20 protein-coding genes are annotated in these 24,860 nt (G+C 60.0%); 10 read left to right on the top strand and 10 right to left on the bottom strand.

All coding sequences use genetic code 11. The features are described 5' to 3' along the window. The first annotated feature begins 172 nt into the window (after positions 1–172). Both ACQE3E_RS05270 and ACQE3E_RS05265 read left to right on the top strand, forming a co-directional pair. Positions 173–1,393: a PepSY-associated TM helix domain-containing protein gene (locus tag ACQE3E_RS05270; RefSeq protein WP_427501292.1), complete on the top strand. Its 1,221-nt coding sequence runs from the start codon at positions 173–175 to the stop codon at positions 1,391–1,393. Between the two features lie 136 nt (positions 1,394–1,529). Continuing rightward, positions 1,530–3,143, top strand: a complete 1,614-nt coding sequence (locus ACQE3E_RS05265; RefSeq protein ID WP_427501291.1) for a methyl-accepting chemotaxis protein — start codon at positions 1,530–1,532, stop codon at positions 3,141–3,143. Between the two features lie 166 nt (positions 3,144–3,309). On the opposite strand, the gene ACQE3E_RS05260 is transcribed toward ACQE3E_RS05265, so the two are convergent. From ACQE3E_RS05260 to ACQE3E_RS05245, 4 genes are all read right to left on the bottom strand, one after another. Beyond that, positions 3,310–6,624 (bottom strand): DUF2126 domain-containing protein, encoded by a 3,315-nt coding sequence (locus ACQE3E_RS05260; protein WP_427501290.1) that lies wholly within the window; start codon positions 6,622–6,624, stop codon positions 3,310–3,312. Next, positions 6,621–7,877 carry a hypothetical protein gene (locus tag ACQE3E_RS05255; protein ID WP_064024574.1) on the bottom strand — a complete coding sequence of 419 codons (1,257 nt, stop codon included), beginning with the start codon at positions 7,875–7,877 and terminating at the stop codon, positions 6,621–6,623. The genes ACQE3E_RS05260 and ACQE3E_RS05255 overlap by 4 nt, the downstream gene beginning before the upstream one ends. A gap of 74 nt (positions 7,878–7,951) precedes the next feature. Next, a complete protein-coding gene (locus ACQE3E_RS05250; protein WP_071154854.1) occupies positions 7,952–8,893 on the bottom strand; it encodes an alpha-E domain-containing protein in 942 nt (313 codons plus the stop codon). Continuing rightward, positions 8,887–10,314: a circularly permuted type 2 ATP-grasp protein gene (locus ACQE3E_RS05245; RefSeq protein ID WP_071154853.1), complete on the bottom strand. Its 1,428-nt coding sequence runs from the start codon at positions 10,312–10,314 to the stop codon at positions 8,887–8,889. The genes ACQE3E_RS05250 and ACQE3E_RS05245 overlap by 7 nt, the downstream gene beginning before the upstream one ends. Positions 10,315–10,518: 204 nt before the next feature. Between ACQE3E_RS05245 and ACQE3E_RS05240 the strand changes: the two genes are divergently transcribed. From ACQE3E_RS05240 to ACQE3E_RS05230, 3 genes are all read left to right on the top strand, one after another. Beyond that, a complete protein-coding gene (locus ACQE3E_RS05240) occupies positions 10,519–11,394 on the top strand; it encodes a carbohydrate kinase family protein (protein WP_427501289.1) in 876 nt (291 codons plus the stop codon). Positions 11,395–11,639: 245 nt separating this feature from the next. After that, positions 11,640–14,165, top strand: coding sequence for an ExeM/NucH family extracellular endonuclease (locus ACQE3E_RS05235; protein WP_427501288.1), 2,526 nt, complete (start codon positions 11,640–11,642; stop codon positions 14,163–14,165). A 65-nt stretch (positions 14,166–14,230) separates the two neighbouring features. Beyond that, the gene (locus ACQE3E_RS05230) at positions 14,231–14,800 is read left to right on the top strand and encodes a hypothetical protein (protein WP_313728801.1); all 570 of its coding nucleotides are present in this window, start codon (positions 14,231–14,233) and stop codon (positions 14,798–14,800) included. Positions 14,801–14,847: 47 nt separating this feature from the next. Here the strand turns inward: ACQE3E_RS05230 and ACQE3E_RS05225 are convergent, their stop codons facing one another. Further along, positions 14,848–15,579 (bottom strand): DUF5765 domain-containing protein, encoded by a 732-nt coding sequence (locus ACQE3E_RS05225; RefSeq protein ID WP_064024157.1) that lies wholly within the window; start codon positions 15,577–15,579, stop codon positions 14,848–14,850. A 246-nt stretch (positions 15,580–15,825) separates the two neighbouring features. On the opposite strand from ACQE3E_RS05225, the gene ACQE3E_RS05220 reads away from it, so the two are divergent. From ACQE3E_RS05220 to ACQE3E_RS05210, 3 genes are all read left to right on the top strand, one after another. Continuing rightward, positions 15,826–17,850 carry a reprolysin-like metallopeptidase gene (locus ACQE3E_RS05220; RefSeq protein WP_313728802.1) on the top strand — a complete coding sequence of 675 codons (2,025 nt, stop codon included), beginning with the start codon at positions 15,826–15,828 and terminating at the stop codon, positions 17,848–17,850. A gap of 261 nt (positions 17,851–18,111) precedes the next feature. After that, entirely contained in the window at positions 18,112–18,762 is a 651-nt protein-coding gene (locus ACQE3E_RS05215; RefSeq protein ID WP_313728803.1) for a hypothetical protein, read from the top strand. Positions 18,763–18,825: 63 nt separating this feature from the next. Next, complete coding sequence (locus ACQE3E_RS05210) at positions 18,826–19,317, top strand: glutathione peroxidase (RefSeq protein WP_313728804.1); 492 nt, start codon at positions 18,826–18,828, stop codon at positions 19,315–19,317. Here ACQE3E_RS05210 and ACQE3E_RS05205 read toward each other — a convergent pair. From ACQE3E_RS05205 to ACQE3E_RS05185, 5 genes are all read right to left on the bottom strand, one after another. After that, the gene (locus tag ACQE3E_RS05205; RefSeq protein WP_427501287.1) at positions 19,314–20,480 is read right to left on the bottom strand and encodes a flagella assembly protein FlgT middle domain-containing protein; all 1,167 of its coding nucleotides are present in this window, start codon (positions 20,478–20,480) and stop codon (positions 19,314–19,316) included. The genes ACQE3E_RS05210 and ACQE3E_RS05205 overlap by 4 nt on opposite strands. Continuing rightward, positions 20,470–21,150, bottom strand: coding sequence for a hypothetical protein (locus tag ACQE3E_RS05200; protein WP_313728806.1), 681 nt, complete (start codon positions 21,148–21,150; stop codon positions 20,470–20,472). The genes ACQE3E_RS05205 and ACQE3E_RS05200 overlap by 11 nt, the downstream gene beginning before the upstream one ends. A gap of 90 nt (positions 21,151–21,240) precedes the next feature. Next, complete coding sequence (rsfS, locus tag ACQE3E_RS05195; protein ID WP_064024169.1) at positions 21,241–21,576, bottom strand: ribosome silencing factor; 336 nt, start codon at positions 21,574–21,576, stop codon at positions 21,241–21,243. After that, the gene (nadD, locus tag ACQE3E_RS05190) at positions 21,577–22,218 is read right to left on the bottom strand and encodes a nicotinate-nucleotide adenylyltransferase (RefSeq protein WP_281022476.1); all 642 of its coding nucleotides are present in this window, start codon (positions 22,216–22,218) and stop codon (positions 21,577–21,579) included. Beyond that, positions 22,218–23,456: a glutamate-5-semialdehyde dehydrogenase gene (locus ACQE3E_RS05185; protein WP_409521100.1), complete on the bottom strand. Its 1,239-nt coding sequence runs from the start codon at positions 23,454–23,456 to the stop codon at positions 22,218–22,220. The genes nadD and ACQE3E_RS05185 overlap by 1 nt, the downstream gene beginning before the upstream one ends. Before the next feature lie 396 nt (positions 23,457–23,852). Between ACQE3E_RS05185 and ACQE3E_RS05180 the strand changes: the two genes are divergently transcribed. Next, entirely contained in the window at positions 23,853–24,545 is a 693-nt protein-coding gene (locus tag ACQE3E_RS05180; protein WP_281022474.1) for a thiopurine S-methyltransferase, read from the top strand. Positions 24,546–24,707: 162 nt separating this feature from the next. Next, the gene (locus ACQE3E_RS05175) at positions 24,708–24,860 is read left to right on the top strand and encodes a hypothetical protein (RefSeq protein WP_168031802.1); all 153 of its coding nucleotides are present in this window, start codon (positions 24,708–24,710) and stop codon (positions 24,858–24,860) included.

Genomic DNA, 24,860 nt, shown 5'->3' with positions numbered 1-24,860 from the left:
GGGATATACCAGATCGACCTCAATGCAGCCAATCCACTTAACCCAACCGTGACAGATGTGCCGACAAATATTGATCAAATGCCAATCGACGTGGGGATTTTCTTTGCTGTGACGTCCTATTGATGACTAGATGCTTTTGCCGTCACGACCAAATTTGTTTTCGACTAAAACCATGGACATCAAAACCGATAATTTAGCGACGATACCTCTTCGCCATACTCCAAGCCAACGCCTGACTCGTTTGAAAGCTCGGCGCCAACGCTGGCTGACTGCCCATCTCTGGTTGGGTTTGACCTTGGGGTTTTTGCTGTCGATTTACGGCATCACCGGCAGTATTCTGGTGTTTCATGCGGAAATCGACGAATGGTTGCACACCGAGATGTTAACGGTGCAACCACCGGAGCATGCCGAATATCGACCCTTGGCGGAAATTTTCGAGGTCGGCCGGCAAGCGATGCCGTCAACCGCGAAGCATACCTTCGCCACTTATCCGCGCAACGCGGAGGCAGCGTTCAAATTGAACTTTGCCTTTCCAAACGCCGGAGCCGTTGAACGCTGGCTGGTGGCGGTCGACCCTTACACGGCGCGAGTCACCGGCAAACTACTGCAAGGCCGATCCGACAACTGGCAACCCAACACCTTTATCGGCCTGATGTTCGAACTACATTACGCTCTGCTGATTCCATCCGAGGACATCAGTACGGTGATCGTCGGTATCTCGGCGGCATTGCTGATCATCTCGACGCTGACCGGCCTGATCGTCTGGTGGCCGCTGACCGGGCATTGGCGGCAAGCACTGACGTTTAAAGCCAAAGCCGGCAAAGTTCGCTTCAATTACGATCTGCATAAAATCAGCGGCTTTTACACCTTGCTGGTGATGGTGCCGGTGCTGTTCTCCGGCGCGTACCTAGTCCTGCCGCACAATGTAGTGCCAGTGCTGGAATTGTTCTCGCCGGTAACCTACCGCTATTGGTTTCAATCCGCGGCGCCCAAGCCGGATGCGCCGGCCATCGGCATGGACGAAGCGGTGGCGATCGCATTGAAACAATACCCAACAGGCCGGCCGCACTGGATTTACGGCGCGCCGAATCCAAACCAGACTTACACGGTTTGCCAGGACGGCGTCGATGCGCCCGGTAGCCTATTGGAACGCCGCTGCACGGTGATTGACCGTTACAGCGGTAAGATTCTGGATCTGGACGACCCCAGCCTGCCGACCGCTACGGCCGGGGAAATCTTCACCCACTGGCAATGGCCGCTGCATTCCGGTCAGGCCTTCGGGATGACCGGGCGGATATTGGTGTTTCTCACCGGTTTGGCGTGTCCAACGCTGTTTGTCACCGGCTTCATCCGCTGGCGGCAAAAGCGACGGCCTAAACGCCACCCGAGTTGATTCCCGACACAACGGGAAGTGCCCTCCTCGACGTCCTCATTGCTTCGCCGCCGTCAAACTTGGCTAAACTTATGATCTCCGGTCCAGCCAAGCGGGCCAAGCTCTCATTTTTTCCGTTCAGCCAAGGACAGACGGCATGCGCATCTCGCAAAAACTCATCTTCGCGTTCGTCGCGGTATTCCTATTAACCGCCGTGGTCGGCGGTATCGGCATGGTCGGGCTGAATCGTATTGCCGACACGCTGGAACATACTCACCATGTTTTGTTGCCGCAGATCCGCCACACCGAGGCGATGAAGTCGGCGCTGATCGACTACCGCAACCGGGAAACCCAGCTGCTGCTGACCCGCTCCGCCGACGAGATTGCCGAAACGCTAAACCGGATGAACAAAAATTCGGCCGACTTGCAAAGTCACGAACAAGCCTTGCTACCGCTGCTGACCGGCGCCGACGAAATCGCCCGCCACCGGCTGTACCGGGATAAATTGCAAGCCTATCTGCAAAGCCACCAGCAATTCGAAGCCTTGATCAAAGCCGGCGAATACGAGTCGGCGCTGAGTTATTTTCGCGGCGCCGGCCGCTCCGCGTTTCGCGAGTTGCTGCCGACGATAGACGTCTTGGTCGAAGCCAGTCTAGCCAATGCCGACAAGGCCGAGCAAGACGCCAATACGCTAACCGAGTCCAGCCAAACGCTGACCGTCGCCGTCACGTTGGCCGTGTTGCTGACCGCCATCGGCTTGAACGCCTGGTTGTTCAAAGCCATCGTGCCCCGGCTCAGACATATCGATACGACGACGACGGCAATCGCCGAGCGCCTGGATTTTTCGTTGCGAGCCAACGTCGACAAGCACGACGAAATCGGCGAAACCGCCGACGCGGTGAATCGGGTCGCCGCCGCGATACAAGCGGCGCTACGCGATCTGCTGAACGGTATCGCCGACAACGCCAGCAATGCCGAACGGCTGCTGACGACTGCCGATCTGGCCTCGCAAAGCTCGGAACGCCAGTCGGAAGCCGCCGCCAGCATGGCCGCGACGGTCGAGGAGTTGACGGTTAGCATCAATCAAGTGGCGGAGAACGCCGCTCGCGCTTTCGACCTGGCCCACCAGTCCGGCGATGCCGCCCGCAGCGGCGGCGCTGTCATTGCCGATTCGATCCGGCAGATGCGGGAAATCGCCACGCGCATCGAACAGACTTCGATGTCGGTCCAACATCTGGGCGCCGCCTCCGAGGAAATTTCCGGAATTATTCGAGTCATCCGCGACGTCGCCGAACAAACCAATTTGCTGGCGTTGAATGCCGCGATCGAGGCGGCGCGAGCCGGCGAACAAGGCCGCGGTTTCGCGGTGGTGGCCGACGAAGTTCGTAAGCTGGCCGAGCGTACCGCGGTGGCAACCCGCGACATCGGCGTCAAAATCACTGCCATTCAAGCCGGCGTCAAGGATGCCGGGGCCCGAATGACCGAAGCGGTCGCGTTAGTGGAAACCGGCGTCGCCGTCGCCGACGGCGCGGGAAATTCGGTGAAATTGATCACCGAACGCACCCAAGATAGCGAAGCCGAAGCCAATGCGATTTCCAGGGCGATCCGCGAGCAGGGCGAAGCCAGCCAGCAAATCGCGGTGCATGTCGAGCAGATCGCCCGAATGAGCGACGAAAACAGCGACGTGGCCGAACAAACCGCCAAGCTGTCGCGTAATCTGGCCGGCATTGCTACCGCGATGCGCCAGACCGCGCAACGTTTCAAGATTTAGCCGGGCAGAGCGCTGGGATAGCGCGAAGCTCGAAACTCAACAGCACCGTTTCGCGCCCGATTCAAGACGGCAATCGCGTCACGACGACCGAGGCGCGCCGGTCGGCCGATCCAGCCACCGGATTTCCCTAACCCGCGGCCAGTCGGCGCGGGCATGAGAAAACCGATTATCTGGCTTGCCAGCGCAAATCCAACGTAAACGGAAAGTCTTTGTTGATATCCTCCGCCGGCACGTCGAAAGGCGCGACGCTGGGCGTATGGCCGTGTTGCCAGAAACGGCTGACCCGGCGCCCCTCGGCTTCGTAGGCGTTGACCGGCAAGGTCTCGTAACTGCGCCCACCCGGATGGCTGACGTGATAGGTGCAACCGCCGATAGACCGGCCGTTCCAGGTATCGATCAAGTCGAACACCAGCGGTGCTTGCACGCCTATCGTCGGATGCAGCGCCGACGGTGGATTCCAGGCGCGATAGCGGATACCCGCCACCATCTCGCTTTGCTTGCCGGTGGCGCGTAGCGGCACCAAGCGACCGTTGCAAGTCAATGCGTAGCGGTCGCCCATCGTGCCGCTCAGCGTGACTTGCAAGCGCTCGACCGACGAATCGACGTAGCGGGCCGTGCCGGTACTGGTGATTTCCTCGCCCAGCACGTGCCAGGGTTCGATGGCCTGATGCAATTCCAGATGCAAGTCGCCGACGCGTAGCGTGCCGATGCGCGGGAAACGAAACTCCAAAAACGGCGCAAACCATTCGGCCTTGAACTCATAGCCGGCGCTCTGCAAATCGCGCACCACATCCTGAATGTCGGCCGCCACGAAATGCGGCAACATAAAGCGGTCGTGCAATTGGGTGCCCCAGCGCACCAGCGGCTTTTTATAGGGCTGACGCCAAAACCAGGCCACCAGCGTTCTCAGCAGCAACATCTGCATCAAGCTCATACGGGCATGCGGCGGCATTTCGAAGGCGCGCAGCTCCAGCAGACCCAAGCGGCCGGCGTCGGCGCCCGGCGCGTAGAGTTTATCGATACAGAACTCGCTGCGGTGGGTGTTGCCGGTCATATCGACCAGCAGATTGCGCAGCAGGCGATCGACCAGCCACGGGGCCATCACCTCGCCGTCCGGCATTTGCTGGAAGGCGATCTCCAGCTCGTACAAGCTGTCGTTGCGGGCCTCGTCAACCCGAGGAGCCTGGCTGGTCGGACCTAGGAACAAGCCGGAAAACAAATAGGACAGCGATGGATGATGTTGCCAATAGGTAATCAAGCTGCGCAGCAAATCCGGCCGGCGCAACATCGGGCTGTCCACCGGCGTGATCCCGCCCAACGTGACGTGATTACCGCCGCCGGTGCCGGTGTGACGGCCGTCCAGCATGAATTTTTCAGTGCCGAGCCGGGTCAGCCGGGCTTGTTCGTAAAGCGAAGTGGTGTTGAACACCAGTTCCTTCCAATTGGCGGCCGGATGAATATTGACCTCGATGACACCCGGATCGGGGGTTACCGGCAAGCGCAACAAGCGCAAATCGTGCGGCGGTTGGTAGCCCTCGATAACGACCGGCATTTTCAGCGCGGCGGCGGCGGCTTCGACCGAGGCAACGATATCCAGATAATGCTCAAGCTCCTGGGTCGGCGGCAGGAACACATAGAGCCGGCCCTCGCGAGCTTCAACCGTTAACGCGGTGTGCGGCGTCCAGCCGCCGGCGTGCGGAGCGCGGTCGTCGGCCGACGCCATTTCGTTCGGGTGCAGCGGGTCTTGTTTGACCGTCTTGCTGTAGCGGCGGCTGACTTCGGAATCGATGTCGCCGAGCGGCGGCACCGCGTCGTACAAACTGCGTTCGATCAACGGATCGCGATCGGCCGCCGCCACCCAGGGCAGGCTATTCAACGGCAAACGCAAACCCATCGCCGAATCGCCCGGCACCAGAAACATGTCGCCGCGTCTGAACCGCCAGGGACTGCTGCACCACACACCGGCTCGGTAATCCCAGTACAGCGGCAACGCGTAACCGGCAGGCGCGCCGAGATCGGCGCTCAACACCTTGACCAAGCGTTGCCGCTCCAGATCGTCCTTCAAATCGGCATGGCTGAAATCGATATTCTCCGGCAACAATCCTTCGTGCAGCAGGTAGTACAACGGATCTTCGTAACCCGGCAGGATGCAATCGCCGCGCAGACCCAAGCGTTTTGCCAATTCGCGGATAAAAGCGTCGGCCTGCTCGCGACCGTAACCGTAGTCCTTGGTTTCATCGGCGAACAGCGCCGGATTTTTCCATACCGGCACACCGTCCTTACGCCAGAAACACGCCATTTGCCAGCGCGGCAACGGTTCGCCCGGATACCATTTGCCCTGCCCGAAATACAACATGCCCCCCGGTGCGAATACCTCGCGCAAACGCCGGAGCAGTTTGCCGGCCAGCTTGCGCTTCTCGGGACCGTCTGCGGCGGTGTTCCATTCCGGCGCGTCCATGTTGTCGATGGACACGAAGGTTGGCTCGCCGCCCATCGTCAAGCGGACGTCGCCGAGACTCAATTCGGCATCGACCTTTTCGCCGAGCAGATCGATCTCCTCCCATTGCCGGTCGGTATAGGGTTTGGTCACGCGCGGGTCTTCGTAGATACGGCTGACCCGGTTGGAAAACTCGAACGACGTTTCCGCCTTGCCGATGAAGCCGCCGCTGACCGGTGCCGCGCTGACATAGTCGGCGGTACAGGCCAGCGGAATATGGCCCTCGCCGGCGAATAGGCCGGAAGTCGGATCCAGACCGATCCAACCGGCGCCGGGGATGTACACCTCGGTCCAGGCGTGCAGATCGGTGAAGTCTTCTTCGGTGCCGGACGGTCCATCCAGCGCCTTGACGTCGGCGGTCAACTGCACCAGATAACCGGACACAAAGCGCGCCGCCAATCCCATATGCCGCAACACCTGCACCAACAGCCAGCCCGAATCCCGACAAGAACCTACTTTACGCTCCAGGGTTTCCTCGCAGGTCTGCACGCCGGGTTCCATCCGGATCGAATACGTCACAGCCTTGTGCACGGCTTGATTGATATCGACCAGAAAATCGACGACGCCGCGTTCGCTCCGATCCAAGGTTTTCAGAAATTTGCCCAACAACGGACCGTCGTCCTTGACTTCCAGATACGGCGCCAATTCCTTGGCCAATTGTTCGGGATAGCCGAACGGGTATTTTTCGGCGTATTCCTCCAGGAAAAAGTCGAACGGATTGATCACCGTCATTTCGGCGATTAGATCGACTTCGATCGAGAATTCGCGAGTTTTTTCCGGGAACACCAGTCTGGCCAGGTAGTTGCCGAACGGGTCTTGTTGCCAGTTAATGAAGTGCTTGTCCGGCTTGATGGTCAGCGAATAGGCGCTGATCGGCGTCCGCGAATGCGCGGCCGGCCGCAGCCGCAGTACGTGCGGACTGAGCTGTATCGATTGGTCGTAGCGGTAACAGGTCTTGTGATTGATCGCGACTTTGATGCTCATGGAGTTACCACTGGGTTGGCGGCTTCGCTTTCCGCTTGCAGCAGCCGCAGATTTTCCTCGACGCCGGCGGCATGGGTCAGCTCGGCGACGTTTTGTTTGGTGAAAAAGCCGTCGAAATCGCCGAAGCGCTGCACGTATTCGACAATCAGAGACGAGTGTTCCGAGGCGCTGGAAAAAATCTGCTTCAAGCCTTCCTCGCGCGAGCCGATCACGTCGAGCAAAAAGTCCTTGCCCTTGGCGCGAATCGCATCGACCACGTAGTCGATGTTGGCCCGGCCGCCGGTATCGCCGTCGGCGACGCCGAGCGCCACGTGATGTAGGCGCGGCCCGTAATTGCGGACGAAATTTTCGGTCGGCGAAGGCAGACCGACCAAATGATTGACGAAATAGGGTTGATTGGCGGCGGTAAACACCTTGGCCGGACTAAAACTCTCCTCGGCATAGTGTATGCTTTTGGTGACGTTGGTCGACGAGTTCTGGTTGGCGATATCGTAAGAACCCCAATAGAAGTAACTAGACAAGGTCAGATACTCCAGGATTGCCACTTCGCGATTCTGGCTGTATACCCGAGTCGCCAGATGGTCGATGGGCTGAATCAGCCGCTCCAGACCCAGCTCGGCCTGCATTTCCTTGGCTTCCAGATAGCCGCGATTGACGTCGTCGCGAATGATACTGTTACCTAATGCGTAGACTCGCAGATCTTCGGGCGGCCGTTCCCAGTAGCCGACGATATTGTGGGTGTATGGCGAGGGCTTGACGATGGCCATGTTGCCGGGCAAACCCAGCTTACGGATCTGGTCCTGGTTAAAGAAGCGAATCTCCCGCGACTTTTGCTGTTCGACCACCTCGTGCAGGTTGCTGACCCGAAACACTTCGCCCATGTAGCGCGAATTGGGTTTGTGGGCGCCGATCGGGTAGACCTCGTTCAAGGCCCGAAAAATATCGCCGCGCCCCGCATCGCGCACTTCGCGGACCAGCAGATCCGGCGAATTCATGTCGATACGCAAAATATGGGTCCAATGCGATTCGGTTTCCAAGGTCACCAAATAATGGTACGGCGTCATCAGCGCCAGTTCGCTGACATAGGCGGCCGAACAACCCGGCTCGACGGTAATCATCATCGCGTCGATCTCGCGGATCATCTCGGTCAGGCCGGTGCGGTCGCGGTTTTCCAACAGTTTGACCAGAAATTCGTCGAACCAGGCGGAATTGGCTTTGTCGCCGTGCCTGGGGTGGATCAGTGAATTGATCATCCAATTTCCTCGTGAGTGTAACTATCCATTAACCGAACCGGTCCTGCCGCTAGGGACGTTTTTAGGGGCGTTCTTCAGGACGGACCGTTCAGAAAGGTACGCTGTATCTCGACGCCCAACGCATTGTTGCGGACGATGAAATCTTGTAGAAACGCGTGCAAACCGGTGCGAACGATGTCGCTCATCCGGCCGAAATGCAGGCGTGCGTGGTTTTCGCCGGCCAAGCGCAGACATTCTCGACCGCGCCGGCCGCACAACTGTTCCAGGATCGGCGCCAGTTCGTCGTAGCAGGCGTGTAGCGAACGCGGCATGTCGTCGCGCAACACCAGCAATTCAGCGACTTTCCAGGGCTCCAGCGTATCGCGGAACACTTTCTGGTAAGCCTCGAACGCCGAAACCGACCGCAGCAAGGAGCTCCATTCGTAATAATCGACTTCGGTGGTTTGATCGGCGTCGGGCAACAACAGTTGAAATTTGGCGTCCAGCAGCCGCGCGGTGTTGTCGGCCCGTTCGACGAAACTACCGATCCGCACGAATTTGTAACCGTCGTCACGCAACATCGTGCCGAAGGTAACGCCGCGAAACAAGTGCGAACGGGACTTGACCCAATCGCAGAACTCGCCGATTTCGGCTTCGGGCAAGCCACCGCGGATGCGTTGCCTTAGCTCTATCCACAACGCATTGACGGTTTCCCACATTTCCGAAGACATCGCGACCCGCACGGCGCGGGCGTTCTCGCGCGCCGCGCCCAGCGCGCTGACGATGCTGGACGGATTGCGTTCGTCCAGCGCCATGTAGCGAATCACGTTGGCGGCGGTATAGGTCCCGTAATCGCGTTCGAATACCTCGATATCGTCGGCGATCAGCACCGGCGGTTTCCAGCGCGCGGCTTCGTCGTAAGGACTGTTGGCGACCAGCGACATCCGGTAGGTGACATCCAGGACCCTGGCCATGTTCTCGGCGCGCTCGATGTAGCGCGCCATCCAGTACAAATGGTCGGCGGTGCGGCTCAGCATGGTTTGTCCTCGTTCAACACCCAAGTGTCCTTCGTCCCGCCACCCTGCGAGGAATTCACGACTAGCGACCCTTCCCGCATCGCGACCCGGCACAAACCGCCGGGTACCAAGGTCACGGTCTTGCCGGACAGCACGAAGGGCCGTAGATCCACGTGGCGCGGCGCCACGCCGGCTTCGACCAGGGTCGGGCAGGTCGACAGCGCCAGGGTCGGCTGGGCAATGTAATTATCCGGATCGGCCAGAATGCGATCACGAAACTCCAGAATTTGCTGCTTGGAAGCGGTCGGACCGACCAACATGCCGTAACCGCCGGAACCCTGTACTTCCTTGACCACCAGTTCGTCCAGGTGCTCCAACACGTATTTGCGGTCGTCTGCTTCCGCCAGTTTGTAGGTCGGCACGTTGGACAGGATCGGTTCCTCGCCCAGATAGAACCGAACCATGTCCGGGACATAGGTATACGTGGCCTTGTCGTCGGCAACGCCGGTACCGATCGCGTTGGCCAGCGTCACGCCGCCGTTGCGATAGGCTTCGACGATACCCGGCACGCCCAATAGCGAATCCGGCCGGAAGGCTTTAGGATCGATGAAGTCGTCGTCGATACGACGGTAAATCACATCGACCTGCTTGGGACCGTCGGTGGTGCGCATATACACCAGATCGTCCTCGACGAACAAATCCTGGCCCTCGACCAGTTCGATACCCATTTGCTGCGCCAGAAACGCATGTTCGAAATAGGCGCTGTTGTAGGCGCCCGGCGTCAGCAACACCACCGTCGGATCTTGCACGCCGGGCTGAGCCACCGCTCGCAGATTGTTCAACAGCACTTGCGGATAGTGCTCGACCGGCGCCACCGCATAGCGGCGGAATAATTCCGGGAACAAGCGCATCATCATTTTGCGGTTCTCCAACATGTAGGACACGCCGGACGGCGTCCGCAAGTTGTCCTCGAGCACGTAGAATTGATTCTCGCCGGTTCGCACAATATCGATGCCGGCGATGTGCGCGTAGATACCACCCGGCGCCGCGACGCCCTGCATCTCCGGGCGGTACATTTCGTTTTCCAGCATGGCGGCGGGCACGATGCCGGCCTTGACGATTTCCCGATCGTGGTAGAGATCGTTCAGAAACGCGTTCAAGGCCCTCACCCGCTGAATCGCGCCGTCGGCCAATTGCCGCCATTCGCTGGCCGCCAGAATCCTCGGCACGACATCGAACGGAATCAGCCGCTCGGCGCCGGCCTCGTCGCCATAGACGTTGAAGGTGATGCCAACCCGGCGGAACAACATCTCCGCCTCTCGGGACTTTTGCATCAGCTGGGCCTGATCGATGCCGTCCAACCAGTCCGCAAAGGGTTGATAGAGCGCCCGCACGCTGCCGTCGGGTGTCCGCATTTCGTCGAAATAATTCAGTGGCTTCATAAGCTCCTTACAGCAATCCACATGCCAACCCGGTCAAACGATGGCGAACCGGTCCGGACGGCCCAACGCGGCCGACCAACGCACCAAATTGGCGCAAACCCTGCGCACCCTCGCCCCAAAACGACCACTCGGCGCAAATACGTTGGCAATTTCGCCGGCTTTGACTATCGTAAGTGACTTGTACCACCATCCGCGATTCAACCAATGAATAAAGCCCAAATTACGTTATTCGGCGAAGTGTTGTTCGACTGTTTCCCCGACGGCAGCCGAGTACTGGGCGGTGCGCCGTTCAACGTCGCTTGGCATCTGCAAGCCTTCGGCGACCGGCCCCGCTTTATCAGCCGGGTCGGCGGCGACGCGGCGGGCAACGACATCCTGGCCGCGATGACCCGCTGGGATATGGACCCGTCCGACCTGCAAATCGACCCGAGTCGGCCGACCGGCACCGTGGCGGTCAGCATAACCGACGACCAACCCGATTACCAAATTCTCGACCGCCAAGCTTACGACTTTATCCAGCCTGTCCAGCCGGGGACCGGCGACGGCCTGCTCTATCATGGCAGTTTGGCGCTACGCGGCGAGGTTTCGGGCCATACGTGGACCGATCTAGCGAGCGCCTGGCGCGGGCCGGTGTTTTTAGACGTGAATTTGCGCGCACCGTGGTGGCAACCCGGCCGCATTTTCGATTTGATCGCCGGCGCCGATTGGCTGAAACTGAACGACACCGAGCTGGCCCAACTCTTCCCCGGCACTCAGGATATCGCCGACAAAATGCGCCTGATCGTTCGAGAATTCGATTTGCAAGGCATTTTCGTCACCTGCGGCGAAGAAGGCGCACTAGCTCTGACGCCCGACGGCGAACTACTCGGCGTCACCCCGAACGCCCGGCTCGAAGTCGCGGACACGGTCGGCGCCGGCGACGCCTTCGCCGCCGTGCTGCTGCACGGCATCGCCTCCACTTGGCCCTTACCGCTAACGCTACGCCGCGCGCAGGATTTCGCGTCCGCGCTGGTCGGCAGGCACGGCGCGACAGTCGACGACCCCGCTTTCTATCAACACATCCTGGCCGGCTGGCAATAATCCCGCCGGGCGGGCCGACCGTGATCGCGGCGAGGGTCCAAACATTGGCCCGAGCCTGTATTACATTTCACGTAATCTTCAGCAAACCGTCACGCATCCTTAACCCAGTGTCGGCGTTTTAACGCCAAAATGATCGCCGGCTCAAGCACCCGCTCGGCTCGGCTCGGCCGGGCTTCAGACCGGGTCGGGCCTAGCCGGGCCAAGCGCCCGTTCGCGTCTACATTTTTTTCCGAGATACTCCGACCATGTTCAGAAGACGACCCCTCTTCAAACCGGCACTGACCACGCTGGCCGCGCTGGGCTTATTCGGCGGCGCTCAAGCCGCCACGCCGGTATTCATCAACGAAATCCATTACGATAACACCGGCACCGACAGCGGCGAAGCCGTTGAAATCGCCGGCCCGGCCGGTACCGACCTTAGCGGTTGGTCGTTGGTGCTCTACAACGGCAACGGCGGCGCCAATTACCGAACCGCGACGTTAAGCGGCGTCATCGCCGACCAATCGGGCAGCGGCTTCGGAACCTTGAGTTTCGGCTTTCCGACCGATGGCATTCAAAACGGCGCGCCGGATGGGATCGCTTTGGTCGATGCCAATCAGGTCGCCGTACAATTTTTAAGCTACGAAGGCACGTTCAACGCGGTTGGCGGACCGGCCGCCGGCCAAGCCGGCACCGACATCGGCGTGTCCGAGTCCAGCGCCACGCCGGTGGGATTTTCGCTGCAATTGCAGGGTAGCGGTCAGGTTTACGAAGACTTCCTTTGGGCTAGCGCATCCGACGACAACTTCGGCGCCGTCAACGCTGGTCAAAGCTTTGCCGCCGCGCCGCCGGACTCGACCGACAAATGCGGCGATCCCGCCACCGAGATTAGCGCGATCCAAGGTAACGACATCGACAGTCCGTTGGTTGGCACACGCCAGACGATAGAGGCCATCGTCACCGCCGATTTCAGCGGCGGCGCCAAACTGAACGGCTTCTTCGTCCAGCAAGCCGCCGGCGAGACCGACGCCGATCCAACCACTTCGGAAGGCCTGTTCATAGCGGCGTCCGCATCGATCCATGTCGGTGACCGGGTACGCATTTCCGGCAACGTCGCCGAAACCTACGGCATGACTCGACTGGAAAACGTCTCGCCGCCGCAAGTCTGCGCCAGCGGACAGGCGCTGCCGGCCGCCGTCGCGGTCGAGTTGCCGTTCGGCCCGGACAACCGGCAGGAAAGCCGAGAAGGCATGCTGGTAACCCTGCCGCAAACCCTGACCGTCACCGAAAACTACAATCTGGCTCGCTACGGCGAATTCCTACTCTCGTCGGGCGGCCGTCTGCTAACGCCGACCCAAGCCGCCGAGCCCGGCGCGCCGGCCCTGGCCATCGCCGCGCAAAACCTGGCCAATCAACTGCTGGTTGACGACGGCGCCAATCTGCAAAATCCCGATCCCGTGATTTACCCCGAGCCGGCCGGTCTGAGTGCCGCCAATACTTTAAGGGTCGGCGACAGCATAAGCGGCGCGACCGGGATCTTGGCGTACGACTTCGGCGCCTACCGTTTGCAACCGACTCAAACATTGACGCTGAATGCGGACAACCCGCGCGACCAGGCGCCCACGCCGGACCGACGCACATCCTTGACCGTCGCCAGCTTCAATGTCTTGAATTATTTCAACGGCGACGGCAACGGCGGCGGCTTCCCAACCGCGCGCGGCGCCGACAGCCCGGCCGAATTCGCCAAGCAACGCGCCAAAATCGTCGCGGCCCTGACTCGCCTAAACGCCGATGTGATCGGCCTGATGGAAATCGAGAACGACGGCTACGCCGCCAACAGCGCGATCGCCGACCTGGTGGCCGGGCTAAATCAAGCCGCCGGCCCCGGCACCTATGCCTATATCAACCCGGGCGTCTCGCCGGTGGGCAGCGACGAAATCGCCGTGGGTCTGATTTACAAACCGGCCAAGGCCTCTCCGATCGGTCCGGCGGCCATTCTGAGCTCAGCCTTCGACCCGGCATTTATCGATACCAAGAACCGGCCGACCATCGCCCAGACTTTCCGCGACAAAACCTCCAACAAGTTGCTGACCGTCGCGGTCAACCACCTGAAATCCAAGGGATCGGCTTGCGACGATGTCAACGATCCGGATACCGGCGATGGCCAAGGCAATTGCAATCTGACTCGCACCGCCGCCGCCCAGGTGCTGACCCAGTGGCTCGCCACCGACCCCACCCATGCCGGCTCCGCCAACGCGTTGATCGTCGGCGACTTGAACAGCTACGCGGAGGAAGATCCGATCAGCGCCCTAAAATCGGCCGGCTATCGCAATCTGCTGGAGAATCTGGTCGGCAATCACGCCGCCTACAGCTACGTGTTCGACGGCGCTTCCGGCTATCTGGATCACGCCTTGGCAAATACCGCTCTAGCGCCGCAAGTCAAGGCCGTCTCGGAGTGGCACATCAACGCCGACGAGCCGAGGGCGCTGGATTACAACGAGGAGTTCAAATCGGCCGGGCAGATCGCCGACTTTTACGCCGCCGACGCCTATCGCTCGTCCGACCACGACCCCTTGTTGGTGCAATTATTCGTGGCCGGCGACCTGGACAGCGACGGCGATGTGGACAGCACCGATGCCGCCGCGGCCAAGGCGCAAATCGGCCAATGCGCGAGCCGGCAGACGTTCAACCGCGAAGCGGATTACGACAATAACGGCTGCGTTTCCTACACGGATTACCGGACCTGGTACGGCCACTACCAGCGGTATCAAACCGCCGCGACCGGCCTCTAAGCCGGCACGGCCGGTCGGCATGACGCCGACCGGCCGCTTTTTACTTTCATTTACCGGAACATGCCATGAAAACACTGAGTTGTATTTTGATTCTGACCGCTGTCGGCTTGTGGCCTACCGCGGACGCTGCCACCTTGAGCCTTAGCCTGATTCCGCGGAGCTCGACCGTCACTGTCGGCGATACCTTCGCGGCCGACGTGGTCGCTCACGACCTGTTCGGCGACGCGGACTCGGACGAGTTGCTGCTGGCCTTCGGTCTAAACCTCGGCGATCTGGACGACGAACGTCTGGAATGGACCGGCGTCAGCGTGAATCCGGTGTTTAGCGACGATTCTGCCGCCGTGGGCCTAACCGCGGCCGGCTCGACCTTTCCCGGACTGAGCGCCGACGACACGCCGGCAAATATCACACTCGCCACGCTGTACTTTCGGGCGCTGGCGGCGGGTAGCGCCATCGTCGGCATACGCGGCGATTTGGCCGATCCGAATCAAGGCCTGATTTTTTTGAACCGGGGACCGGTGGCGATTGCCGCCGATTTCAACCTGAGCATCGTCGCGGTACCGTTACCAACCGGCGCGCTGCTGTTTGCATCCGGTATGGCGGCGATGCTCGTTAGAGGCGGACGCCGCGCCTGAAAATTGGGCGGCGGCCAGAAAAAAGCCGGGCCCCGGCCCGGCTCGATTCAGGATTGCTGCTTGGCGAACCGACCGGACCAGTCGTCCGGCCGCGCCGCGAACAACTTTTTGAATTGCGGCATGAAGCTGGCGGTGATCGGAATCGAATAAAAGCAATACATCGCCGCCGCCTCGCCGGTACTGACGCCGAACAACCATTGCGGCATGAACAGCGTCATCATCGCCATCCCGAAATGGTAAGACGCGATCCGCCAGTTGTGCTTCCAGACGAAACCGCTGAGCGCCAGCGCGAACAAGGAACCGTGGGTCACCAAGGTACCGAAGGCGCTGGAAATGGCATAACCGATATGATAAATGCCCATGAACAGGCAGGAGTTCATCCGACCGATGAAATTGGGCTCCAAACCGAACAATTGCCACTCGTTCGGCAGCCGGCCGAACACCAGAAACAAGCCGCTTAAACTCGCCCCGGCGATGAAGGCCTTCTTCAAGGCCGCCGGGTCGCTCGAATACGTCGCCAAGGCCGGCATGATCGCGAAGGCCTGCAGGCTGATATGTACCGAGGACAATTCGCTAAGCAGCAGATTGGTACCGTAGCCGCATTGGTCGGCGACCGGATAGGCGAAAAACTGAATGAATTCCATCAGCGAAAAATGAAAAATCGCGTAAGCGCGGGCCAACCTGACCCAAAACGCTTCGTCCTTGTCCAGCACAGTCACGGTCGCCGCGGCCAAACCCGCGACGCCCAAGCCCAACGACATATCGGCGCTAAAACACATAGTGAATCCGTATCAAAAAGTCAGACAAAACAGCCACGCCGGTGGCCTCCTCTCGCCTCGGCCGGTAATTTCGGGCTTCGGCCTGGGAACGATACACGGCCCCGGCATTTATTGCAGCTTTTTATGGTTTTAACCGGATTATTTCCTAACGGACTAAATCTTTCGTCAATCGGTTTTCCGGAAGTCCGAGCTGTGGTATTCTTGATCAGAAATTGCGAAGCCCGTCACATTCAAGGTTATCAGCGGATGAAAATCAACCAAAACTTACGCTACCTCTCTCTGGCTGTCTGGCTCGGCGCGACCAGTGCGCTGGCCGACGGCGCGCGCGCGACTTTGGTCGAACCACCGCATCCGATTTATCACGTGGTTCGCGATCAAACCCTGGCCCAGGCGGCGGCATCGATCGCCAATCGCGGCGGCTTCGGCTTCCGGATCGCCGCCGGCCTGGAATCCGACCGTTTGAATCGCAAGCTGGCCGCCGCCGATTGGCCTGCGGCATTGGCGCAATTGTTAGAGGATTACAACTACACGCTGGTCGGCGAACCCGGCGCGATTCGCTCGGTTCTGATCAGCGGCCGCCGTCACAACGGCCTTGTAGACCCGACATCCGCTGGCATCGCTATCGAACCCCGCAAGGTCGACGGTCTGCCGGAACGTTACCGCCGCCTGAAACCCGGCTCGGCCATGCCGGTCGAGCTGCCAATGGCCCAGTTGCGGCAATTGAAAGCCGGCGACCGCGCACTTCTCGATCTGCCGATCGGTCAATACCAAGTCGAACACGACCGCCGCACCGACCATGCCGACGGCTCATCGACCTGGACCGGCCATCTCGCCGACGAAGGTCTGGGGTACCGGCTGAATCTGTCCGTCGGCGCGGCCGGACTGATGGGCAATCTCTACACGCCGGACGGTGAATATTTGATCGAAGGTGCCGGGGGGGCCGCCGTGCTGGTCGACCTGCAGCATTCCGGCCTGACGGCAGGCGGTTTCGACGGCGACCATATCGAACCGTCGGGTTTGCCGGCGCCAACCGAAATGGCCAAGGCCACCCTATCGACCGAAAGCCTGAGAACCAAAGCCGAGTCGCTAAGGGCGGACGCCACCGCGCTGAATCAGGAAGCCACGAATCTGTACGGCAATTACACCGATAACCAACAACTGGTCGCCAACGCGCAAACCGCCTTGACCGCGGCCAAGGCAAACACCGCAACCGCGAAAGCCGAGCTGGCAAGCCGAAAGCAGACTCTGAAATCGGCACCCAAGGACGCAACCTTGCAAGCGGCGGTCGCCAGCGCCAAATCCGCGCTGAATGCCGCCAAAGCCGCTGAAAAACAGGCCAACACCAACCTCAAGGCAGTCAAGAAATTCGAAAAATCGGCACTGTCCGCCTACAACAAAAAGATCGCCGCGTATAAAAAGGCCAATACCAAGGCCGAAAAAGCCGAAGCCGATTACGCCGCCCGACTGAACGAGACCGGCGGAGGCAATACCGAAAATAACGGTAATAACGGAAACGGCGGCGGCAATACCACCGAAACCAACGTCGTCGACGTGATGGTGCTCTACACCACGGTTGGGCAAAGCGCCGATTACGCCAAGCAGCGCATTCAATATCTGGTCGATGTCAGCAACCAGGCTTACCGGGACTCGGGCATCCACGCCAGTCTGCGCCTGGTGCATACCGAAGCCAGCGCCTATACCGAAACCAACCTCGACAACACCGCATTGGACGATCTGGGCGCCGGTAACGGCGCGTTTGCCAATGTCGAGGCTCTGCGCAACCGCTACGGCGCCGATGTGGTGGTATTTTTCCGTCCCTTCTACCATTTGGCGTCGGGCCAGATGTGCGGCATCGCCTACCAGGGGTTCTACAACGGCGGCGATGCCTATCCGTTCTTGGCCTATGCGGTGGTCGGCGACGGGTATTCCTTGGAATCGGATAATTACTATTGCACCACCGGCAGTTTCGCCCACGAAATCGGCCATACGCTCGGTAACGTCCACGACCGGGAGTTTAGCAACTTGCAAGGCAAGTTCGAATATTCCTACGCCTGGGGCATAGACAACCTGTTCGGCACGATCATGAGCTATTACAGCCCGCAAATCCTGCTGTTCTCGTCGCCGTCCCTGAGCACGCAGTGCGCCGGCGGCCCCTGCGGCTATCCGGCCGGGTCGATACATTCGTCCGACCAGACCGCCACGACCAACTATACCGCGCCCTTTGTCAGCGCATACCGGCAGACCCAAGTGAGCGTACCGTCGATCGAGTGACGCGGACGCCACTTAAATAGACTTCATAAGTTTTTCAAGGATTTATGATATAAATCACCCCGATTGGCCGGCCAGCCGCCGACCGATCGCCGCGCCCCGAAAGCGCTACCGCCAAGGTAACGCCGGCACCAGGACGAACGGAACGCGGAAGCGCAACGATGCTTTGAACCGGACCGTGCCGCTGGGCCGAGCTCAGCCTGAAACCACTGCAGGCCCGACGTCCATTCCGGATCGATAACAACAATAACCAGGGGAAAGCTCATGATCCAAATTATCGTCGTCTCAACCATTTTTTCGCTATTGCTGCTGGGTCTGTTGGTCTGGGCGATCAAACGCAAGATCGCCCTTCGCCGGCAGCTGGAAACCGCGCAAATTGCAACGCCTGGTTCGGCAATGCCAGCCGACGCGAACCCACAACACCTGAACGCGCCGCCCGCGGCGGAACCGACATGCGCCGAGCCTGCAAAACCGAGCGCCGCGCCTGTCAACCTCGGCGCCGTCTCCTCGGTGCCCTTGCCGCATACCGCAAGCGATACGGCGATCCCGGAAGACTCGGTGCTGCGCCGCCATTATCTGGCGATGCGCCTCGCCGAGCGCGAGCAACGGGCGAGACCTTATCCCACCGATTCCGTGCTGCGCCGACACTACGACGCAATGCAAAAAGCGGCACTCGAAACGGCATCCGCAGTGCGACCGGCGTCGGCAGCCGGCCACCAGCCGGCCCGCCCCATACCCAAATCAGCGCAGCTGCCCGAGGACTCGGTGTTGAAACGGCACGTACTGACGCAATTGCTGTCCGATATACAATCCCAATTGCCGCCGCAACCGACCGACTCCGCGTTGAAGCGGCATTACGCGGCGCTGTTGCAAACCGAACTGGACAAACGCCTAACCGGCGGTTTTCCGGCCTGAGGGTCAACGCCCCGGACCGGCTTCTGCCGGTCCGGGCCACCCACATTCATCGACAAAGCTACCATGGACACTATTTACCGGTTTTCAGCCGTCACCCTGAGCGGCGCGCCGTTGGCATTCGACACCTTCCGCGGCCAAGTACTGTTGATCGTCAATACCGCGAGCCGTTGCGGCTTCACCCCGCAATACCAAGGCTTGCAAGCGCTATACCGCGAATATCGAGACCGAGGCTTCGCGGTGTTGGGCTTTCCGTGTAATCAATTCGGCGCCCAGGAACCCGGCGACAGCCAGGCGATCGGCGAATTTTGCGCGATGAATTATCAAATCGACTTCCCGATATTCGAAAAAATCGAAGTCAACGGCGACGGCGCACATCCGTTGTACGCATTTCTGAAGGCTAGCGCGCCGGGCGTGCTGGGTTCGGAAGCGATCAAATGGAATTTCACCAAATTTCTGATCGGCCGGGATGGTTGCGTCAAACAACGCTACGCGCCACTGACCGCTCCGGAGACTTTGCGCGGCGACATCGAAGCCTTATTGGCGGAAACCGTTTAACGCGACTGAAAACTCTTGACCCAGTCGCCGGGCCGGACAATGGCGGCGCCGGCGTCCATTTGACCGACGGCGGTCGCGGCACTAACGTCGACGATGGTCAAAATGCCGCTGGGGTCACCCAAGCCGGTATCGGCCCGATTCTGGGCCAGTGGATACACCATCAATTTGTCGCCGGCCTTGACCTTATCTTGCGCCCCGGCGGCAATCACGACGCGGCCGGATTCGACCCGCGCCACCCGTGTAGCGAACGGGTAACAGCCGAACATTTTGTGTATGTCTTCCGAAGCCTGAGTAATGATCTCATCGATCTTATGGCCGGCAGGCGTCGCGTTGAAGCGGTCGCTACCGACCGTGTAGCCGGTCGGCAGGCTGACATCGCCGACGATGGAGTCGGTGTAGCGCTGCTGAAACAACAGCGCCCCGGTAAAGCCGTCGTAAACGAATACGTCGATGCCGACGCTGCGCCGACCGACAAAATCGCGGACCAACGATTTCAGATCGGCCAACACGCCGGTGCCGCGCACGTACTCGGTGGATTCGATCCGAAAATCGCGTATCACGCCGGACAGCACGAACTGCGCGTTTTGCTGGCGGGCCACGTTCAACACCATGGATTCACCGCTGCCCTCGGCCGGCACCAACTCCGGCGCGATGTCCGGTCGGGCGTACAGCGCGGCATTGGTCAGGTTGCGGCCGATAAAGTCGCCTGTTTCCATGAGTCGATTGTTGATCTCGCGAGGAATGCCGCTGTACAAATCCTGGCTCTCGGAACCGCTGAGCTGATCGGCGTTCATAATCGGAAAGCCGGTCGCGACAATCTTCTTGCGATAGGGAGACACGCAACGCTCGCTGTCGGCCAACATTGCCAGCACTTGCACGTGGTAGACGGCGCCGTCCTGCCATTCGTCGACCACCTTGATATCGCTGATCAACTGGTCGCCGCGATTGCCGCGCCGCAGCCGAGCCGAAGCCGCGTCGACCGCGTTGTCGATAGCGGCCCGCCGAGCCGCCTCGCGATTCGCACCGGCAATCGCTGCGCTACCCTCGGCGCTAACCTGTCGCGAGGCCGCCAAATCGCTGGCGCTATCGTCTCGCGTACCGGCGCCGCCGCAACCGGCCAACAGCAAAATCAGTAAAACGTGGCTAAAGCCGTTACAGCGCATTGAGGAACCCGTTGGTCAGGAAATAATTCAACAGCGTACGCGCGCCGGTGTTGATTGTCCATTCGCTGTCGTACATGCCGGCATCAAGCAAGACATCATCGACGACATTGGGTTGTTTGGAAAAGCCCTTGACGTGGTATTGGTCGCTACAATCCCGGTTACCGCAAGCCAGATTCGCTGAAACCATGGTAGCCTCCCGGTATCCCAATCGGGTGAAAGCCAGCTTTTGGTCCTGTTGCTGACATTGCCCGACCTGCCCCGCGTCGCCGGCCATGCACCGATAAAAGCGCGGCGTCAAGGTCAGGTCCAGCCTGGCTTTCAGATGGTCGCGGACGGTACGGTAGTCGGCCGGACGGGCTTCGCGCAAATAGCTATCGACGTAGACGCGGTAGGCTTCGTCGCGCATCACTTGGGCGCCGACCGTCGAACCGTTGGGCAGTGGCTCGCGATAAAGTTGAGCGGCCAAATCTCGGTAGGCGTCGAGTTTGGCATTCTGCTGGGCTTGCTGCCAGCGTTGCTTGACGTTCAGCGCGCCGCTGTCGTCGAAGCGGCTGATACCGCTGGCGCTTAGCGTTTTGGATTCGGACAGAGCGGCGGATTTGCCGGCCGGCCCGGCGCAGCCCACCAGCCATAACAGCGGGATGATTTGAAGCAGTCTCAGGGTGTTCATGGTTCCTCCTCGGGCTAGCCTAGTCATCGACTGACCGGCCGAAATCTTGAGGAGGACGGCCAATTTAAATCGGCCGCGCCGGCTCCGGGCTCAGGCGGATTTGGCCGGTACCGACCAGAGTTTTTCCAACTGGTAGAACTCGCGAGCCTGGCCGGTCATCACGTGCACGATCACGTCGCCGAGATCCAGCAAAACCCAATCCGAGCCTTGCTCGCCCTCGGTACCGATCGGTTGGATGCCGTTTTCCTTAACTTTCACGACAACGTAATCGCACAGCGACTTGGCGTGCCGCGCCGAGGTCGCGGTCGCGACGATCATAAAATCGGTGATGCTGGTCTTGTCGCGTACGTCCAACGTCGCGATATGCAGGGCCTTGCGCAGATCCAGTTCGGTTTGGACCAATTGGGCTAATTCGGTACTTTGCATTCAGGTTTCCGTAGATGTCGAGCTTGCTCGATAAAGTTGATGTTGTTGAATATAGGCCAGAACGGCGTCCGGCAATAAAAATCTAGGATTCGTCCCGTCGGCGACGATCCGGCGGATTTGGGTCGCGGCAATGTCCAGCAAGGTCACCGCTTGAAAAAACAACTTGCCAGCCCTGGCGTCGCGCAACTCGTCCCGCCGCGCCGCGAGGCGGGCTCGCATAAAATCGCCAAGTACCGACGGTTGAAAGCCTGGCCGGGTCATCACCACAATATGGGCGTAATCGAACAGGTCCCGCCAACGATACCAGCCTTCCAGACCGGTGAAGGCGTCGGCACCGACGAACAGCACCAAGCCGGACCCCGGCAACTCCGCCGCCAGCGATTGCAGGGTATCCACCATGTAGGACGGTCCCGGCCGGTCCAGTTCGCGTCTATCGACGCTCAAACCGGGCGTGCCGGCGACCGCCAATTCGAGCATCCGCAAACGGTGCTCCGCCGAAACATCCGGCTCGCCGCGATGCGCCGGCACCCGGCACGGAATCATTTTCAAGTCGTCCAATTCGAAGCATTCGCGCACTTCCAATGCGGTCCGCAAATGCCCGTAGTGAACCGGGTTGAAGGTGCCGCCGTAAACGCCGATCATTATTGGCGGATATGCCCGTCGCCCAACACGATGTATTTCAACGAAGTCAAGCCGTGCAAGCCGACCGGTCCGCGCGCGTGCAATTTATCGGTGCTGATGCCGATTTCGGCGCCCAGACCGTATTCGAAGCCGTCGGCGAAACGGGTCGAGGCGTTGACCATCACCGAGCTGGAATCGACCTCGCGCAAGAAACGCCGGGCCAGCGTGAAATCCTCGGTGACGATGGCTTCGGTATGCGCCGAGCTATAGGTGTTGATGTGGTCTATCGCCTCGTCGATGCCGGAGACGATCTTGATCGATAAAATCGGCGCCAAATATTCGGTGTGCCAGTCCGTTTCGCTGGCCCTGACCGCGCCCGGAATCAATGAGCAGGTTTTCAGGCAGCCGCGCAACTCCACGCCCTTGGCGGCGTATTGCTCGGCCAGGATGGGCAATACCGCGCCGGCAACGCTTTCGGCGACCAATAGCGTTTCCATCGCATTACAGACGCCATAGCGATGGGTTTTGGCGTTCAACGCGATCGCCACCGCCTTGTCGAGATCGGCCTTGACATCAATGTAAACGTGGCAAATGCCGTCCAGATGTTTGATGACCGGGATGGTCGCCTCGGCGCTAATCCGCTCGATCAGACTTTTACCGCCGCGCGGCACGATCACATCGACGAATTCCTTCATCGTCACCAGCGCGCCGACCGCCGCCCGGTCGGTGGTTTCGACGACTTGCACCGCCTGTTGCGGCAGTCCGGCCTCGGCCAAACCTTGCGCGATACAGGCGGCGATGGCCCGATTGGAATGAATGGCTTCGGAGCCGCCGCGCAAAATGCAGGCATTCCCGGCTTTCAGGCACAGCGCGGCGGCATCGACGGTGACATTCGGTCTGGATTCGTAAATGATACCGATCACGCCCAACGGCACCCGCATTTGTCCGACTTGAATGCCGGTCGGCCGGTAACTGAGGTTGGTGATTTCGCCGACCGGGTCCGGCAACGCGGCGATTTGGGTCAAGCCCTCGACCATTTTTTCGATACGGGCCGGCGTCAGATCCAGCCTGTCCAACGAAGCGGCATCCAGGCCGTTGGCTTGGCCGGCTTGCAAATCCTTGGCGTTTTCGGCGATCAACGTGTCGGCGTTGGCGGCCAAGGCTTCCGCGATTTTCACCAGGGCCAGATTCTTGCGGCCGGTATCGGCCTTGCTGATCTCGCGACCGGCCTGTCTGGCCTGCTTGCCCAATTGCTGCATGTAGCGGGTTACGTCCACAATGTTACGACTCGTTGATTTTGAAAAAACCGCCATTATAACCCAGACCCGCGCCGGGGCGGCCAACGGTCGCCCCGGCGCGGGTCCAGCCCTCTCAACCCAGCGGTCGCACGGCCGACACAAACCGATTTCGCCGGCCTCGGTTCGACCATTATGACCGCGCTCAGATCGAAGCGCGGCTTGGTCACGCGCCAAACCGGACAAATTCCCGCACGACAGCCGGCCCGCGTGTTACCCTTGACCCCAGCGGGCACTTTTGACCCAGTCGCTCCGCCGCCGCAAGCGCCTTTTCGGCCTGCATCGCTCTTCTCTCGAAGCGTTGTGCCCGTTCGATCAGAACCTTTTCGAAGCACAACCCTACCGCACAGCGAGTCAGCCATGTCCAACCGAGCCCAGCAACCTGCCACGCCTTCCTCGTCCGCCGCCACCGCCCGCGACAATCCGCTTTGGTTGCAATTTTGGCGAGACCAACGCGACGACTTCCATCAAGCCGCGGTTAATCCCTTACTACGCCGCTTTTGGAACGGACAGGACTTGGCCGAGGGCAGTCGCGTATTCGTGCCGTTGTGCGGCAAGAGCCTGGATCTGATCTGGTTGTTGGAACAAGGCCACGAAGTGATTGGCATCGAACTCAGCCCGGTTGCTGTCGCGGCGTTTTTCCGCGAGAACAGCTTGAAACCCAGCCGTCGAAAAATCGGCAAATTCGTGGCGTGGCGGCATGATCGCCTGACGATATTGTGTGGCGATTATTTTTCGCTGACCGCTACCGATCTCGGCACCGTCGCCGCGGTTTACGACCGCGCGGCATTGACTGCCTTGCCGGAAGAGGTTCGCAAACTTTACGTCGCACATCTGGAGCGCATTCTGCCCGATACCGACAAGATTTTTCTGTTGACCGCCGAGGAAGCCGAAACCACGGAAACGGTTGCCACGCACCCCGAGATCGCCGCCGAAGTACGGCACCTTTACGCCGAACATTTCGACATCGAGCTCACCCATGCCGAAACGCTGACCGAAGCTGGGGAGTTCGTCGATTACAAGCTGTATCGCCTCAACGCCCACCCGCATTAAAGCGGTTGGAACGCGAGCGCCACCTTGGCGTTTTGCGTCCGCACGCGATCAGGGTATCATCTCCCTTGCAATAACCAGGGAATAGTCATCGCCAAGAATGACGGGCCGCGAGTCGGCGCTTATTGCTCAATTCCTAAAAATAATTAAACAGGAAGGATGGGTATGACTCGATTAAGTGAAGAAGAACGAAAAAAAATCCTGGAAAGCTCGCCGGTCGGCACCTGGGCGCTGATGCTGATCGTCAGCGGCGGCATGCTGATCGCCTGGCTGCTGATGTATTACGGGGTGTTCCTGCCGCGCGGCCATATCGGTTGA

The organism is Methylomonas sp. MED-D, from assembly GCF_050276835.1.
GTDB classification, from domain to species: Bacteria; Pseudomonadota; Gammaproteobacteria; order Methylococcales; family Methylomonadaceae; genus Methylomonas; species Methylomonas koyamae_A.
The sequence above is the reverse complement of the archived record's forward strand: the minus strand, read 5'-3'. Positions and strand labels throughout refer to the sequence as shown.